General features: G+C 64.5%; 12 protein-coding genes and 1 pseudogene. 4 read left to right on the forward strand and 9 right to left on the reverse strand.

Going from position 1 to position 16,874, the window contains the following annotated elements; all coding sequences use genetic code 11:
• Window positions 1–202: 202 nt before the first annotated feature.
• A pseudogene (locus tag Q5701_RS18440) lies at window positions 203–310 on the reverse strand (hypothetical protein); the annotation flags it as partial.
• Window positions 311–715: 405 nt separating this feature from the next.
• Between Q5701_RS18440 and Q5701_RS18445 the strand changes: the two are divergent.
• Complete coding sequence (locus Q5701_RS18445; RefSeq protein WP_306752420.1) at window positions 716–1,156, forward strand: GNAT family N-acetyltransferase; 441 nt, start codon at window positions 716–718, stop codon at window positions 1,154–1,156.
• A gap of 440 nt (window positions 1,157–1,596) precedes the next feature.
• Here Q5701_RS18445 and nadC read toward each other — a convergent pair whose 3' ends face one another.
• The 3 genes from nadC to nadA are packed head-to-tail and all read right to left on the reverse strand — an operon-like array spanning window position 1,597 to window position 5,007.
• A complete protein-coding gene (gene nadC / locus Q5701_RS18450) occupies window positions 1,597–2,442 on the reverse strand; it encodes a carboxylating nicotinate-nucleotide diphosphorylase (RefSeq protein WP_306752421.1) in 846 nt (281 codons plus the stop codon).
• Entirely contained in the window at window positions 2,439–3,950 is a 1,512-nt protein-coding gene (locus Q5701_RS18455) for an L-aspartate oxidase (protein ID WP_306752422.1), read from the reverse strand. Before Q5701_RS18455 ends, nadC begins: the two co-directional genes overlap by 4 nt.
• 4 nt (window positions 3,951–3,954) lie before the next feature.
• Complete coding sequence (gene nadA / locus Q5701_RS18460) at window positions 3,955–5,007, reverse strand: quinolinate synthase NadA (RefSeq protein WP_306752423.1); 1,053 nt, start codon at window positions 5,005–5,007, stop codon at window positions 3,955–3,957.
• Window positions 5,008–5,303: 296 nt separating this feature from the next.
• Here nadA and Q5701_RS18465 point away from each other — a divergent pair, with 296 nt between their 5' ends.
• Both Q5701_RS18465 and Q5701_RS18470 read left to right on the forward strand, forming a co-directional pair.
• Entirely contained in the window at window positions 5,304–5,768 is a 465-nt protein-coding gene (locus Q5701_RS18465; RefSeq protein ID WP_306752424.1) for a DUF2934 domain-containing protein, read from the forward strand.
• Between the two features lie 197 nt (window positions 5,769–5,965).
• Window positions 5,966–6,172: a cold-shock protein gene (locus Q5701_RS18470; protein ID WP_306752425.1), complete on the forward strand. Its 207-nt coding sequence runs from the start codon at window positions 5,966–5,968 to the stop codon at window positions 6,170–6,172.
• Window positions 6,173–6,346: 174 nt separating this feature from the next.
• Here the strand turns inward: Q5701_RS18470 and Q5701_RS18475 are convergent, their stop codons facing one another.
• Together Q5701_RS18475 and Q5701_RS18480 are read right to left on the reverse strand one after the other, a co-directional pair.
• Window positions 6,347–6,958 (reverse strand): BRCT domain-containing protein, encoded by a 612-nt coding sequence (locus tag Q5701_RS18475; protein ID WP_306752426.1) that lies wholly within the window; start codon window positions 6,956–6,958, stop codon window positions 6,347–6,349.
• Complete coding sequence (locus Q5701_RS18480) at window positions 6,951–7,223, reverse strand: hypothetical protein (protein WP_306752427.1); 273 nt, start codon at window positions 7,221–7,223, stop codon at window positions 6,951–6,953. The genes Q5701_RS18475 and Q5701_RS18480 overlap by 8 nt, the downstream gene beginning before the upstream one ends.
• A gap of 873 nt (window positions 7,224–8,096) precedes the next feature.
• Between Q5701_RS18480 and Q5701_RS18485 the strand changes: the two genes are divergently transcribed.
• Complete coding sequence (locus tag Q5701_RS18485; RefSeq protein WP_306752428.1) at window positions 8,097–13,079, forward strand: RecQ family ATP-dependent DNA helicase; 4,983 nt, start codon at window positions 8,097–8,099, stop codon at window positions 13,077–13,079.
• 482 nt (window positions 13,080–13,561) lie between these two features.
• Here the strand turns inward: Q5701_RS18485 and Q5701_RS18490 are convergent, their stop codons facing one another.
• From Q5701_RS18490 to Q5701_RS18500, 3 genes are all read right to left on the reverse strand, one after another.
• Window positions 13,562–13,942, reverse strand: coding sequence for a helix-turn-helix domain-containing protein (locus Q5701_RS18490; protein WP_306752429.1), 381 nt, complete (start codon window positions 13,940–13,942; stop codon window positions 13,562–13,564).
• A 319-nt stretch (window positions 13,943–14,261) separates the two neighbouring features.
• On the reverse strand, window positions 14,262–15,134 hold the full coding sequence (locus tag Q5701_RS18495; protein WP_306752430.1) for a DNA-methyltransferase: 873 nt from the start codon (window positions 15,132–15,134) through the stop codon (window positions 14,262–14,264).
• A gap of 886 nt (window positions 15,135–16,020) precedes the next feature.
• Entirely contained in the window at window positions 16,021–16,836 is an 816-nt protein-coding gene (locus Q5701_RS18500) for a metallophosphoesterase (RefSeq protein WP_306752431.1), read from the reverse strand.
• Window positions 16,837–16,874: the final 38 nt, after the last annotated feature.

Consider the following 16,874-nt stretch of genomic DNA (forward strand, 5'->3'; position numbering starts at 1 on the left):
TGGTGACGCCAGTGCTCAGGTTGATCGCGTAGTTGCCGTTAAAGGTCGTGGTGTTGAGCCAGTCGACCCCAGCACCACCGCGCAGCGTTTCCGCAACGCCCAGGCCGGCATAGACGTAGTCGTTGCCATCCTGACCGTCATAGATGCCGGCGCCGCTGGAACGGATGGTGTCGTTGCCGGTGCCGCCGTTGATGGTGTCGGTGCCACCGGCACCGCCAAGGCTGTCATTGCCGCCGAAGCCGAAGATCAGGTCGGCGGCCGCGGTGCCGGGGATTGTGTCGTTGTTGTTCGTCCCAAAGAGAGTTGCCATGAGATATTCCTTTCGTCTCCCTGCATTCTCGTTGATCGGGGGAATCTCCCCAACTTTGGTCTTAGCTGAGGGCCGTGAAACAGCTGTGAAAGGCCAGAATCCCCAAGGGTCGCGGATTTTCACGCCAGGATGAAGAAAACAAAAAGAAGCGGTGGTGGCACAGGTCGGATTGGGCGGCAATGTTTTATGCTCCCTGCAAGGCCTGTCGCCGACGACGCCCGTCACAGGCCGCCTGAGTTGTGGCACTTGAACGGAGGATCGGACCGGCCATCCTGCGCTGTGGCTCGATACTCGACTCCTTTGCAGTCAGTGCGTAATTCGATTACCTTTCCACTCGAAAATAGTTGAAGCTAGGGCGTCCTGCTGCCCGATGACCATCTTTGTCGCCACGAGGAATGACAGCCCATGTCAGTCAAGGTTCGCCCCCTGGTCCCTCGCGACAAGACTGAATGGCGGGCGTTATGGAAGGCATATCTGGAATTCTATAACGCGGCCGTGTCGGAAGAGGTCTACTCGACGACTTTCAGCAGATTGACGAACCCTGCCGTGCCCTCTCAATTTGCCTTTGTTGCAGAGTCCAACGGGCGAGCCATCGGGCTCGTTCATGCCATCCTTCACCCGCACAACTGGCGGGTCGAGGATGTGTGTTACCTTCAGGACCTTTATGTTGCTCCCGAAGCTCGTGGCTCTGGAGCGGGGCGTGCCCTGATCGAGGCAGTATACGAGGCAGCCGATGCCAATGGGAGGCCCTCGGTCTACTGGCTGACGCAGGAGTTCAATACGTCCGCACGACAGCTTTATGATCGTATCGCCCAGGTGACGCCTTTTATCAAGTATCAGCGCTGAAGCGGCCCACTGGTTCCGTTCCTGTAAAGGAGGCAGACCGAAGCATAGTCCCGCATCGGCGGCCGGGGAGTAGTGCAAATCGCAACGGGATGCTTGGGTGGCTGGTATGGGAACGCTGCGCTGCGGCGCACTGTCAGCTCACAACGGCACTTTCGGACCGAGCCATCGGGCTGCAGACGCGAAACACGCTGCCATGCGGCGGCTTGTCTGAAGGTCTCTGTTGGGCTCAAACGTCGGTTTCTGCGGCTTTGCGTTGATCCTGCACCTACGATGTTCCCTGCTGGGCGAACGTCCGCTTCGGCTTAATGCTACAGATGTCGTGCTGCACCGCCAATAGGCAGCTCTCCGCCCTTTGCGGCACCTGAGGTTGATTCACTGATCCGCGCCCGCCAGCCAGGTTTGCTCACCTGTCATCCTGAGACAGCACTCCCAGGTTCATTTCAAAAATCCAGGCCCAGATCCAGCACTTGGGCTGAATGGGTCAGCGCGCCGACCGAGATGTAGTCCACCCCCGTCGCCGCGACCTCGGCGATGCGGGACAGGCGCATGTTGCCCGATGCCTCCAGCACGATCCGGCCCTGCGCCATCTCGACCGCCTGCCGCAGGGTCGGGCTGTCCATGTTGTCGAGCAGCACGACATCGGCGCCCCCTTCGTCCAGCACCTCGGCCAGCTGGTCGAGGCGGTCCACCTCGATCTCGACCCGCATCATGTGCGAGGCGCGGGCCTTGACCGCCTGCAGGACGGCGCGGATCCCGCCCCCTGCGGCGATGTGGTTGTCCTTGATCAGGATCGCGTCCGACAGCGACACCCGATGGTTGAAGCCGCCGCCATGCAGCACCGCCTGCTTTTCGACCAGCCGCAGGCCCGGCGTGGTCTTGCGCGTGCAGGTGATGCGGGCCCTGGTGCCCTGGGTCTGGGCGACAAAAGCCGCGGTCAGCGTGGCGATACCCGACAGGCGGCCCGCAAAGTTCAGCGCGACACGTTCGGCCGACAGGATCGCGGCGGCATCGCCCTCGATCACGGCCAGCGTGTCGCCCGGGCCGAAGGCCTGCCCGTCGGGGATCTGGATGTCCACGCGCAGGGCGGGATCGACCAGCCGAAAGGCGAGCGCGGCCAGGTGCATCCCCGACGCCGTGCCGGCCTCGCGCGCCCGCAGGCGGGCGCTAGCGCGGGTGCCGGCGGGAATCACCGTGCGAGTGGTGATGTCGCCATGCGCGCCCAGATCCTCGATCAGCGCGGCGCGGACCAGGGGCTCCAGGATCAGGTCGGGCAGGGGCGGGATCATGTCGGCTCCGGTTCTGGAAGGGGGCGCAGCGCCACGGCCTCGGCCAGGGTCGGGCGGCTGCGGCGAGCCGGGGGCAGCGTGTCGGGGAAATCGGTGCGGCAGTGCGCCCCGCGGCTTTCGCGCCGCAGCAGGGCCGACGTGCAGATCAGCGTGGCGGTCGCGGTCATGCTGGCCAGTTGCGGGCTGGCGGGCTGGGCCGCCGCGATGGCGGCGATGGCGTGCAGGGCGCGGGTCAGGCCGCCCGCATCGCGCAGCACGCCCGCGCCCGCCGTCATCGCCGCACGCAGCCGCGCGACCAGGGCCGGGTCGGGCAGGGCGGCCGGATCCGGGGGCAGATCGGGCAGCGTCACCTCGGGCGCCTGCCGGCCTAAAGGGCCGATCGACAGCGCGGCGCGGCGGGCAAAGACAAGCGCCTCGAGCAGGCCGTTCGAGGCCGCCTCGCCGCAGGCCCACAGGCCCGGCAGGCTGGTCCGCCCGTCCAGATCGGTGGCGATGCCGCCCATGTGGTAATGCGCCGCCGCCGCCACCGGGATCGGCTGGCGGGCGGGATCGATCCCGGCGCGCGCGCAGGCCGCGGCGACGGCGGGAAACCGGCCGGAGAGGTCGGGCAGGGCTCGGCAGTCCAGCGCCGGGACCCGGCCGGCCCGGCTTTCGGCATAGACGCCGCGCGCCACGACGTCGCGGGGCGCCAGGTCGGCCGCGGGGTGCAGCGCCGTCATGAAGCGCTCGCCCAGGGCGTTGACCAGCCGCGCGCCCTCGCCGCGCAGCGCCTCGGTCGCCAGCGGCATGGGGTCGGTGCCGCAGGCGATGGCGGTGGGGTGGAACTGCAGGAATTCGGCGTCCGCGATGACCGCCCCGCCGCGGGCGGCCAGGCCGATCGCCTCGCCGCGGACGCGGGGCGGGTTGGTGGTGAGCGCGAATAGCCCGCCCGATTCGCCGCCCGCCATCAGCACCGCCGGCGCCGCGACCGCCACCGTGGCCGAGCCCGCCGCCCGCATCAGCCGCACGCCGCAGACGGCCCCGTCCGCGCGCAGCAGGTCGGTGACGACCCAGCCCTCGGTCACCTGGACCGAGGGCGCGGCGCGCAGGGCGGCGATCAGCGCGCGCATGATCTCGGCCCCCGCCTGATCGCCCGTGACCCGCACCACCCGCGCCAGGCTGTGCGCGGCCTCGCGCGAGAGGGCGAGGTTGCCCCGGGCGTCGTGATCGAACCGGGCGCCGAGCGCGGCCAGACGGCGGATATGGTCCGGCGCCTCGGCCGCGACCAGCCGGGCGACGGCGGCATCCACGGTGCCCGCCCCCGCGCGTTCGGTGTCGGTCGCATGGCAGGCGGGGCTGTCGGCCGGATCCATCGCAGCGGCGACGCCCCCCTGCGCCCAGGACGAACTGGCCCCCTGGCCCAGCGGTTCGGGCGAGATCATCAGCACCGGTCGCGGCGCCAGCATCAGCGCGGCATACAGCGCGGCCAGCCCCGCGCCGACGATCACCACCCGGTCGGTGCGGATCATCGCGTCAGGCCGCCTGCGCCCGCGACAGGTCGATCATCCGCTGCACCGCCAGCCGGGCGGGCGCGGCGATGTCCAGGTCAACCTCGACCTGGCCGGTCATGCTGTGCAGCGCCCAGAGCACTTTTTCCAACGTGATCTTCTTCATGTAGGGGCACATGTTGCAGGGTCCCAGGAACTCCACCTCGGGGTGGGCGTCCGCGATGTTCGAGGCCATCGAGCATTCGGTGACCAGCATGGCCCGCTGCGGCCGCTCGCGCCCCACCCAGTCGATGATATGGGCGGTCGATCCGGCAAAGTCGGCCTCGGCCACGACGTCGGGCGGGCATTCGGGATGGGCGATGATCCTGAGGTCGGGATACCAGCCGCGGAAATCGCGCAGATCCTGCGGGGTGAACCGTTTGTGGACGATGCAGGCCCCCTCCCACCAGACGATGCGCTTGTGCGGGACCTGCCGAGCAACGTTCTGGGCCAGCCACTTGTCGGGGGTCATGATGACCGTGTCGCCCGGCAGCGCCGCCACGATCTGCGCGGCGTTCGACGAGGTGCAGCAGATGTCCGAGGCCGCCTTCACCGCCGCCGATGTGTTGACATAGCTGACCACCGGCGCCCCCGGATAGCGCGCGCGCATCTGCGCGATGCCCTCGGGCGTGATGCTGTCGGCCAGCGAACATCCGGCCTCCATGTCGGGCATCAGCACGGTCTTGGACGGGTTCAGGATCTTCGAGGTTTCGGCCATGAAGTGCACGCCGCATTGCACGATCACCTGCGCCTTGACGCGCGTCGCCGCGATCGCCATTTGCAGGCTGTCGCCCACCACGTCGGCGATGCCGTGATAGATGTCGGGCGTCATGTAGTTGTGCGCCAGCACCACCGCGTCGCGTTCGGCCTTGAGCCGGTTGATCGCGGCCACATAGGGCGCGGCGATGGCCCAGTGGGGAAAGGGCATGACCCGGTCCATCCGGGCGTGGATGTCGCCCATCAGCCGGGCCAGATCGACCGAGGGCGCCAGGTCGTAATGCGCCGCCAGTTCGGCGCGCAGTGTCGTCATGTCCAGCAAGATCAGCTCCTCCGCGCACCTCGTGGCGCGCCCTCGCATGATGATGGCTGGCGCGGTCCTAGCGCGTCCTTGACGTTGGGGCAACCAAGTTCCGGGTGTCGACCACAGGGTAAACGGGGAAGAGACCGGCTCTCAGCGCGCCAACGCAATCTGGAGCGCTGTTTCCAGGAAGGCTTTCGTCAGGCAATCCATTGGCAGGTCTGCATCTTCGTGCCACGGTGAGGCTCATGTGTTACACCGGCCGCGTTTTGGCGAGTGGCGTCACAGAACAGGCTTTGGCAAGAGAAGGACGCATCATGAACGAAGACCACCTTCAGAAAGTCCGGGAGCGGGCGCATGCTTTGTGGGAGCAGGCTGGCCGTCCGCATGGCAAGGATGCCGCTCATTGGGCACAGGCTGAACAAGAGATCGCTGCGGAAAACGATGCGCAGTCCTCTGCCCCGGCGGGCAAGAGCACCGCTCGCCGGGGCCGCAAGCCAGGCCTGAGCGCGGATCAGGCGGAAGCCGATGCGCCGAAAGCCAAGCGCGGTCGTGCGGCAAAGTCAGAGATTGAGGTATTGGCAAAGGCGCCGAACACGACCCGGGGCCGCAGGCCAAAGGTCGTGCCCGCGGCGGGCACGGAACAGGTGAAGGTCGCACGGGGACGGAGGCCAAAGGCAACGGCGGAAGTGGCGGCTGCTGCGGATAGGGAGAATGCTCCAGCGGCGGCGGCGAACCAGATGCCGAAGGACGTCGCGGACGGGTCGGGCTCGGCTGAATAACACGATGGCCGAGAAGGCGCGGGCGCTGACTGCGACCTTCTCTGGCGCTTTGGCAGGTTTCGCCTGTTTGTCGTCAAAGGCACAGGCGCCCATGATGACGTCATGCTGCACCGTGGCCCTCGGGCGCCACCAAAAGCCCTTGCAGCACAGCCGGACCTCGTGCCACGCAAGAGGCATGATGAGTCAGGGAGGTCGCGATGGCGAGCGGGACGGTCAAATGGTTCAGTGCCGAGAAGGGCTATGGCTTCATCGCCCCGGATGCCGGTGGCGGGGACGTGTTCGTCCACATCACCGCGGTCCAGCGCGCCGGGCTGCAATCCCTTCCGGACGGACAGAAGGTATCCTATGAACTGGAAACCAACCGCAACGGCAAGACGAGCGCGGTCGATCTGCAGACCCTCTGAGAGGCGAAGCCAGAACCCCGATTGATCAGCCAGGACGTTCGGCACACGAGGCGTTCTTCCAGTCCTGTCAGCCGGCACCTGGCTCAGGATGATATGAAGACGTCGGTGGCCTGCTGTTCCGGAAAGGCAGTGGTCTCGGTGGTCAAGGGCAAGTTCGGCAAATCGCGCTGTGCATTACCCCAGGAACTGCCGCCAATGCTGCTCGGACACGATCCTGATCGGGAGCCCGCCCGCGCGCCATTCTGCGGCCTGAACGATCTTGTTGCCGAAAGACGAGTGCTTCCAGCTGTCCGTCGCGTATTCCCCGATGACGAGGTATCGGGTCTTCTGTGTCAGCGCTCCGCAGATTGCACCCATGGCCGAGGCCGCGGCTTCGCACTCCTTGCGTGTTCCAAATGTGAAGGTTCCCGTGAAGCACATCCGTGAGCCTGCGAAGTCCAGTTCGGCGGCCGGGTTGCACAGGGGCAGGGTGGTCGCTTTCAGGGTCTCGCCAAGCTCGAAGTCATTGGCCGTCAAGTCCTGCATGGCCCAGAACAGGTCCGTCCGCTCGTCCTCGTCGATGACGCCATCCGCGAGGGCGATGTGAAGGCGGCTGACAAGCTGCGCAACGAGCGAGTTCGCTCGCGCACCATCGTTTGCGGCAAGCCAGCGACGCAGAAATTCGATCTCACCATCGCTCAATTGACCGTCAGCCAACAACCCGCGTGCGATGCCGATCAGTTCGTGGATTTGCTTCTCGCCCATCCGTTGGGCGAGGAACTTCCCGGCTCTGGCCTCTTCAGACATGGTTCTCTCCTGCTTGGCTGAACGACGTTCGCAGAACATCATGACGGACTGTTGCGCCAGGCAACAAGCCACTGCGAGCCGGGAACGTCCACGCCGGCACCTTACCGCGGAGAGGCAGAAAGACCAGCAAAGCTGAAAGCGGCTTCGGCAGCTGGGTCGTCGCCTTCGCATTAAGCGAACTCAATGCCCTGATGCCCACCGTTGTGCCGCTGCCATTCAAAAGTCCCAAGCTTCCGAAGACCTGCGCCAGAATGATCCTGGCCATGACCCCGCAACCCCTCACCTTGCAGCGCAACCCGTCGATATCGCTATCATACGGGATCACAAGCTTTGCGGACTGCTGGGTTCGGCGCAAGGCCACTGCTAGTCTGGAAGCCGGACCCGTATCTTGTCACGGGCGTCGGATGTGAAGACGCAGGCCTGCTCAACACCAGCATCGCCATCCTCGAAATCCAAATACGCAGATGATTTTCTTGAGATCGCTACAGATTAGCTTCATTTTCTGCTTGACGTATACAACCTGGGAGGGTATCAATTACGCATGCCTAGCGCATAAGGATAAGCTCCGTGAGAACGCGAACTTGCTGAGTGCTGTTAGGTTTTTCCCCGCACATGCGGGGATGGTCCGAAATCTGACCCTCGGGTGAGATAGAGGAAGCTAACTGCCGGATAGGCAGCTGAACATACAGGCTTATGCCTCTTGTTTGGGTATCTGCCGAATAGGCAGAATTGGCTCCCCCGTGCATGCGGGGATGAATGAGCCGGAGACCACGATCTGCGCAAGTAGGTTGTGTCATGGCCTCGGCTCGTTGAGCCGGGCTTTCTTTTTTGCAGACAAGCATATCGGGGCGCTCCTGTCATACATGCAGACGCTTGGCTGTCATCAGGAAGGACCTGCTAAGCTGCAGTCTCGCACGTCATAAATGAAGATTGACGATCTTGTGTCGTCCTGGCGATGATCGCTTACCGCTCCGACCGACCCGCGGACCTTCATGTGCCGATGCCCGAACTCTCTAAATCATTTCTGCACCGCTGCCTGTCGGTTGATCTGGAAGTCGATCCGAAGACCGGCCTGATCTTCGCTCTTGCCGCCGTTTGGCCCGATACCCGGCCAGCCATCCTATGCAGGGGCCGGGATATGGAACCCGCACTGGATCGGCTGGAGACAGCGTCGACCGATGTCGATCACCTGATCGGCCACAACATCCTCCGCCACGACCTGCCGCATCTGACGGCAGCGCGGCCGCGGTTTGCGACGCTCACTCGGTCCTTGATCGATACCCTGTGGCTCAATCCGCTGGCCTTCCCGCGCAACCCTTACCACCACCTGGTCAAGCACTACCATAACGGGCGGCTGCAGGCGGGGCACGTCAACGATCCGGAACTGGACGCGCGGCTCGTCTTCCAGGTTCTCGAAAACCAACTCGCTGCCCTCGAACGGCTGAACGGCGAGGAGCCGGATGCGGTCACAGCCTATCACTACCTGACCACCCGGATGGAGAACGCAGGCGGGTTCGATGCCATGTTCCGCCACGTCCGGGGCGCCGAAACACCGACCCACGCCGCGGCTCGCGAGGCGATCCTCCGGCTTCTGTCGAACCGCGCCTGCGGTCAGCGGATCGCAGAAGTGCTGGCGCGGATTTCAGGTCCCCAGCTCGGGTGGCCGACAGCCTATGCGCTGTCCTGGATCCTGGTCGCGGGCGGGGACTCCGTGATGCCGCCCTGGGTGCGGGCGCAGTTCCGCGAGGCCGCGCTCATCGTCCGGCAGTTGCGCGACACGGCCTGCGAGGATCAGGACTGCGGCTGGTGCCGGGAGAAGAACGATCCGGTCCGCGCGCTGGCGCAGTGGTTCGGCTTTCCGGCCTTCCGCCCGCAGCCGGTGGATGAGGCAGGCCGCCCCTTGCAGGAGCGGATCGTCGACGAGGCGATGAAGGGCGCGAGCATCCTCGGCATCCTGCCCACGGGAACTGGCAAGTCCGTCTGCTACCAGATCCCGGCATTGTCGAAGTTCGACAAGACCGGGGCGCTGACCGTGGTGATCTCGCCCCTGGTGGCGCTGATGGCAGACCAGGTGCAGGGCATGGAGCGGGCCGGCATCTCTTCGGCCGTGACGGTGAACGGAATGCTGTCGATGCCGGAGCGCCAGGACGCGCTCGATAAGGTGCGGATGGGCGAGGCGGCCATGCTGCTGATCTCTCCCGAGCAGCTGCGCAGCACATCGGTCCGCTCGGTGCTCGCGCAGCGGGAGATCGGCCTCTGGGTTCTGGACGAGGCGCATTGCATCTCGAAATGGGGGCACGATTTCCGCCCCGACTACCGCTATGTCGGCCGCTTCATCAAGGAAAGCGCCGGGGACGAGCCGCCCGCGCCCATCCTGTGCCTGACGGCCACCGCCAAGCCCGATGTGGTCCGCGACATCCGCGATCACTTCCAGTCCCGGCTTGGTGTCGCGCTTCTGCTTCTCGATGGCGGCGCGGTGCGCACCAACCTGAGCTTCGAGGTACGTCCTACACAGAAGGGCACCAAGCTTGCCGACATCCTGGACGTGATCGAGGCGAAGCTTCCGCGGGAGGGCGCTTCTGGTGCCGTGGTCTACTGTGCCACCCGTGGCGAGACCGAACGCGTGGCAGGCTTTCTCAAGCAGCAGGGGCTCTCGGCAGAGCACTTCCATGCCGGCCTGCCGCCTGACGAGAAGCGCGACATTCAGGAGCGCTTCCGCGTGGGTGAACTGCGGATCATCGCGGCCACAAACGCCTTTGGCATGGGGATCGACAAGCCCGATATCCGGCTGGTGGTGCATGGCGACATCCCCGGCTCGCTCGAGAACTACCTCCAGGAAGCCGGACGCGCCGGCCGAGACCGGGAACATGCAAACTGCGTCCTGTTGTTCGCCGCCGAGGATGTGGAGCGGCAGTTCTCGCTTTCCGCGCGATCCCGCCTGGCACGGCATGAGATCGGCGCCATCCTGAAGGCCTTGCGCCGCCTGGACGAGCGCACGCGCAAGACCGGCAAGGTCGTGGCCACGGCCGCCGAGATCGTGCGGGCCGAGCGCGATCAGGAGTTCGAGCGGGACAGCGCCACCGACGACACTCGGGTCAAGACGGCCGTGTCCTGGCTGGAGGAAGCCACCCTCCTGTCACGCGAGGAAAACCGGGTGCAGGTTTTTCCGTCCTCGCTGCGGGTCCGAACGCTGGCCGAGGCAGAGGCCATCCTGGCCAAGACCGAGGTGACCGGGACACGGCGCAAGCAGCTTCTAGACATGGTGCGCCACCTGATGAATGCACCTCGGGACCAGGGTATCTCGACCGATGAGCTGAGCGGGGTAAGCGGCCTCACAGGCGGGGCGCTGAACAAGGCCCTGGCCGATCTGGAAGCGCTCGGCATCGCGCGCAATGACGTGGCCGTTACGGTGTTCGTTCATTCCGGGGTCGAGGGCCAGTCGCGGCAGCGCTTCGAACTTGCCTCCGCTCTCGAGCGCGATCTGATCGCGGTGCTGCGCGAGGCTGCCCCGGATGCCGAGGGGTCTGGGGGCATTCCCCTGAACCTGCCGGTCGCCTGCCAGACCCTGCGGGACGAGGGCCATGCCACCGTCCGCCCGGACATCGTGGAAAAGCTGGTGCGCGGCATGGGCCGCGATGGTCGCGACCAAGACGGCGGGCGCGGGAACCTGCGGGTCCGCAAGGTGTCGCGCGACACGCTCCTGGTGACATTGCAACGTTCCTGGCAGGTGCTGGACCAGACCGCCCAGATCCGCAGACAGGCGGCCGAGCTCTTGCTGTCCGATCTCCTGGGGAAGGTGCCGAAAGGCACTCGGGGCAAGGACCTCCAGGTCGAGACCACGCTGGGCGATCTTCTGGCGGTGCTGACCTCCGATGCGCTGCTGCGGACGAGTGGCGTCAAAGACATGACGAAACTCATGGAGCGCAGCCTTCTCTGGTTGCACGAACAGGAGGTGATGAGTCTCGGCAAGGGGCTGACCGTCTTCCGGCCCGCCATGACGGTTCACCTGAATGCCGCCGGGGGCGCCTTCACGCAGAAGGACTTTATCCCCCTGGAGGAGCATTACGGCGAACAGACCGTCCAGACCCATGTCATGGCCGCCTATGCGGAAACGGGCCTTGTCGCGATGGATCGGGCGTCGCGCCTGTCGGAGGACTACTTCGTCCTGGACCGCGATGCCTTCCTGAGCCGTTGGATGCCCGGAAAGGCCACGGAGATCCGGCGCCAGACTACTGGCACCTCATGGAAGACCATTGTCGATGCCCTGGACAACCCCGTGCAGCAGAAGATCGTCGCCGATGACCGGGAGCAGACCAGCGTTCTGGTGCTCGCCGGTCCCGGCTCGGGCAAGACGCGCGTGCTGGTCCATCGCATCGCCTATCTGATCCGCGTCAGGCGCGAGGATCCCCGCGGCATCCTGGTGCTGACCTACAACCGCCACGCCGCCGCCGAGGTCCGGGCGCGCCTGCGCCACCTGATCGGTGACGACGCGGGCATGGTGACGATCTCGACCTGCCATGCTCTGGCCATGCGGCTGGTTGGCGCCAGCTTCGCCGGGTCCGCCACGGAGACCCACGACTTCGACGGCATCGTCAAGGAGGCCGTGCGTCTTCTGAACGGCGAGGGCCTGAGCAAGGCCGAGGCCGAGGCGCAGCGCGAGACGCTGATCCAGGGCTACCGCTGGATCCTGGTGGACGAATACCAGGATATCGGACCCGAGGAATACGCGCTGATTGCCGCCGTGGCGGGCCGGTCGCTGGACGACCCGGACCTGCGGCTCAGCCTGTTCGCGGTGGGCGACGACGACCAGAACATCTATGCCTTCGCGGGCGCCTCCATCCGCTTCATCCGACAGTTCGAGGCGGACTACCGGGCGCGGCCGGAGTTCCTGGTCGAGAACTACCGCTCCAGCCGCCATATCATCGAGGCCGCGAATGCGGTCATCGCCCCCGCCAGGGACCGGATGAAGGCCGATCATGCCATCAGCGTGGATCGGCGGCGCCGGAAGGACCCGCCCGGCGGTGAGATGACCGCACTTGATCCCGTCGTGCAAGGCCGCGTGCAGGTGCTGGATTGTCCGGGCGGAGATGTGGCGCAGGCAATGGCCGCGGTCGATGAACTCGTGCGCCTGTCGCGCCTGGACCCGGACTGGAGCTGGTCGCGTGCAGCGATCATCTCGCGTGACTGGCGCCGCCTCGCACCGGTGCGCGCCTATGCCGAAGCCTTGGGGCTGCCGGTGGAGATGGCCAATGAGAGCCTGCCCAGTGTGTGGCGCCTGCGCGAGACGCAACGCTTTATCGAGACCTTGCGGCGCGATCCCGCGCGACTTCTCGGCATTCGCGATCTGATCGATGCCGTGAACACGCTGCCATCCAACCGCTGGACCGACCTGATTGCCGAGGGCATCGCCGCACTGGCCCGTGAACTCGCCGACAAGACCATGCCGGTGCCCGACCTCATCGAATGGTTCGCCGAATGGGCGCGTGACACCCGCAGCGAGCAGCGGGGACTGTTGCTGCTGACAGCACATCGCTCGAAGGGATTGCAGTTCAACGACGTGGTCATCCTGAACGGAGGCTGGGACGCTCCCTCCAGGAATGAGGATGCCGATGCGTCGCGGCGCTTGTTCTACGTGGCGATGACCCGGGCGCGGCGCAGCCTCTGCATCATGAAGATCGGTGCGCATCCATTCCTGCCGCAGGGCGGAGAGCATGTGCTCCGGCGGAACGCCCCACCCCAATCTGGTGACGTGGTCATGGTGACAGCGCAGTATCAGATGCCCAGCCTGAAGGCCGTGGATCTGTCCTGGGCCGGGCGGCTACCTGCGGATCATTCCTCGCTACGGGCGATCGCGGAAGCCCAAGTTGGCGATCCCGTGCGCCTGGCGAACGAGGCAGGAGCCTGGCTGATCCAAGATGCCCGTGGACGTGTCCTTGGCCGCATGGCGCGGACATGGTCGCCGCCTCAGGGTGTGGAGTTCCTCAAGGGAGAGGTCGGCGCCGTGGTGCGGTGGCGCAAGGCTGACAGCCGGGAGGAATTCCGCGCGCGCATACAGCGGGATGTCTGGGAAGCGGTGCTGCCGGAATTCGTGTATGGTCCGCCGCCGGCGCCGAGGGAGTAACGGCGTGATCAGGGCTATCGTATGATCAGGCCGGGCAGAACTGAGGACCTTACCTTCACCCGGGGGATCATGTGCTTGAAGGCGATCATTGGACTGTTGGACTGTTGGACCAACGGGATGTGGTCCGGGGGATGATGGCGCTGACGCTGCAAATCTGCCCGGTCTTCTCTGACGGAGGTTATCGAGTTCCTCAGCCCCTGCAAGGTGATTGGCCAAGTCGCGTGGGAACCAGAACGAAGGACCGCGCCGAGACATGGACTGCCTGATGCAATAACATGCCTCCCAAGCGCTACCGGATACGTCACTCCAAACGAAGCGGTGAAGGGCTTCTTCGCATTTATGAACGCTCTCGAATAGCAGCCATCGGTGCAAACATAACGCTCCAGTAAATCCTGGGCGGATCACCTCCTGTTCCTGTTCAACGGCCGGACCGGAACGGCAAGCATCGTCGGGTGCCAAAACCAGGCGCAGCTACCAAAGCATCAGACCAGCCTGGCGGTTCTGTAGTGGACTGTGCTCTGCCTGCCACCGACCTCTTGTTCGAGCCGGAATTCCAGGCTGAGATGGCCATCGCACGCGGTCACATAGCCCATGACGCTGTCAAGTTTTGGCATAGACCCAAGGGGAGACTCCAGCCTGGAAATCATCGGCTGGTTTATGCCCGAAGTCTCGCTGACCTGCCCCTGCGTCATTCCCTTCGCCTTGCGCATTTGGCGCAAGGACCGCGCGATGTTGGCTTTGGCTGCATTGCGGTTCAGCAGCTCTGCACCGGTAGGATTTGTCTCCACGAGCTCCCGGATGAACGAGCCTGGATGCGCGTCCCGGGGATGTCTGCCCTTGCTGATCATGTCGTTGGGTTTCATGGCTTACGCTGTTGTTGTATTTTCTCTGCCGCCATGCAGGAAGCGGCGATCCAGTGTCACTTGCCTGCTGGCACCAGGTCATGGATCAGGCATTCGCTCGCAGGGTTCGAGGATCATGATGGACAAGACCTGCCGCCACGATCAGCCATCCGGCAACTCCAGGCATAGACGGAATAGTCCCATCGAACTCTGCAATCGGTGGAAGCGTTGGGAGCGGGGCTGTCAGGTTTCCCGATGAGAAACAGCATACTTGCCCCGCACTTCCTGTGATGGCGTTGCGGCTCGTCTTGTCCGGCGCCGCCTCTTGCTGAAGCTTTCCTCAGCCCTTGTCCTTACCGTTGGCCGCCGCGATCCGGACTCGTGCCATATCCGCATAGTCCGGATCGAGCTCGATCCCGATGCCCCGCCATCCAAGCTCCCGCGCGGCGACGAGCGTGGTTCCTGAGCCCAGGAAAGGATCAAGGACGATGCCCTGCCCGCCATGCATGCGAAGGCAGCGACGCGGCAATTCGAGCGGAAACGCTGCCGGGTGGCGCATCGCGCCGACGGACTTCCCGGCCGTCTCATAGGGAATGAACCAGGTGTTGCCGCCACAGCGCAAGTCCTGGGCCGCCGCTTTCCACCGCCGCAGGTTCGTCTTGTCGGTGTAGGGCACACCGATCGCCAGACGGTCGATCGAGACGTCACCAATCTTGGTGAAATGATAGATGCACTCGTGCGAGCGGTTCAGATAGCGGCGGCTGTTCACAGGCCGGACATGCCCCCGCGTCACACCATCCACGGTTACCGACTTGACCCAGGTAATGATGTTCTGCAGCACCAGATGCCTGCGGAATTCGTTTGCGACGTCCATGGCCTGCCAGGGATCGGCGCCGGCGCCAAGGTTGATGAAAGCGGAGCCATCGTCAGCCAGGACCCGAGCGATCTGCGCGGCGGTCTCTCCCATCCAGTCCAGATAGGCCGGCTGGGGCAGGCAGTCATCGTAGCTGCGGTAGGGCACGCCGATGTTGTAGGGCGGAGATGTCACGACCACGTCGACCCTGCCGGCGGGCAGTGCCGCCATCCGGGCAAGGGCATCGCCGCAGATCACCGTCAGATTGATGGCGGCTGTCGGCGCGGTCGGGAAGGAGGGCACGGAAGAAGCAGGAGAGACAAAGCTCCCCCGGATGTCCTTGGGATCGAAGGTGGTCATGTCGGCGGCAGTCCTCTGAAATCAAGCCGACCCTTACATTAACGACATTTTCGGGGCGCGATACAACGGTTTTCCGTAATCCACAGGTTTGGAACGGGCTTTCCCTCCCGGCAGTTCACTGCCGTCGCCTAAGCCAGCATGTTTGGTTGTCGTCATCCTGCTCACCGAACGCTGAACCTTCCTCAAGCGTCGCCTGCGGCTGGCTTGGGGGTTCCGACAAGCCGTCAGGCCAAAAAGGGCGTTTGCAAGGGCATTCAGGCCTGATGGACGGGCGAGACCTGTAGGAGAGGGAGGAGGCGACAAACCTCAAGGCTGTTACGCTGTTACAGCCGTATAACGCCTCTGTAACAGATAAAGCATTGAAACTAAACGATGTTACAGTGTTACACCAAAAAAACGGCCCGAGTGTCTTCCTGTGCGTGCGTGCGTGCGTGGGCGCGTGGGTGCGCGCACGTATTAGTATATATATCTTCCAGAACATGTAACAATGAAACACTTGCCCTATTCTTCAATGAAATCAATATCTTGACCTGTTACAGTTTCTGTTACACCGTGTAACGGGTGTAACACATTGATTTCAAATGAAATCACTGTTACAGCGGCCCCGAAAATCGGGTTCTGAGGCAGTTGGACAGGCTTTTTCGCCTTTTCGGAGTGTTATCTGGAGGGATTTTTGGCTTCCTGCGGCCGTCCAGCTCTTCTCGAAGGATGCCGAATGAGGCAAGCTGGCAGCCCAAGCTTGCCCCGGTGCGGTCAGGAGCCCTTGCCCCTGGAATGTCCTGGCCTTCAGGGGTCAGGTGGTCTCCCATCGGCGCCCTGGCTGAGACGAAAGGGACGGCCGCAGCTAACGCACGGCATCTTCGTCATGGTCGCCGCGGGTATGATGTCAGCTTCCTGTTCGAATTCCGCGGTCATCGATAAGCCCCCGCAGCAGCCGCTCGGCTTCCTGGTCCGGTTCGACGTCGTCGGGATAGCCGAGCGAGGCGTTGATCACGGGCACGCCATGGACGGTGGCGTCCAGAAGCCGGTGAGTATGGCCAAACAACCAGCCATCGGGGCGATGCTGCTCGATCCAGTCGTCAAGGTCAGATGCAAAAGCAGGCGAAAGGCCGTTGATTTGCCCGGCCACAGCAGGGCTGGGGGCATGGTGAGTGACGATGATGCGCTGTCCTCCCCAGGGCTCAGCCATCGCTTGCGTGAGCCAATCTAGGTGATCTTGGTGCACGGCAAGTGTGTCTTCGGGATGGATCGGGCCCTGCGCGAGATCGACGCTTTCCCGGATGCGGATGTAGTCGGGCATAACCATTCGTGCGCGGCGCATAGCCTCGTGCGTGTCGTCGCTCAACTGGAAGTCCGTCCACAGGGTGGCGCAGAGCAGCCGGACCGCTCCGATGTCGATGACCCTCTTCTGCGCCAGATGGGCACCCGCCGCTTCGGCGATCTCCGTCAAGCGATCATCGCCGCCGTGCAAGTGCATGTTCCAATAATCGTGATTGCCGGGCACGATCCAGACACGGCCTGGGTCGATCAGTTGTCCGATCCGAGCCAGGCAGCGCGGCCACTGGTATCGGGGGTTGTTGCTGAGATCTCCGGCGACGATCAGTGCGTCGAGGTGGGACAGCACGGGGGCGATGCTGGCCAACGGATCGCGTCCGTCGCGCATCCAGGCGTCCAGGTGCAGATCGGCGACGACGAGGATCATTGGGGTGTTCCTTCACGGTCGTGGGAGCTGTGGGGCAG

It is taken from the genome of Paracoccus actinidiae (assembly GCF_030863885.1).
In the GTDB taxonomy this organism is placed as follows: Bacteria; Pseudomonadota; Alphaproteobacteria; order Rhodobacterales; family Rhodobacteraceae; genus Paracoccus; species Paracoccus everestensis.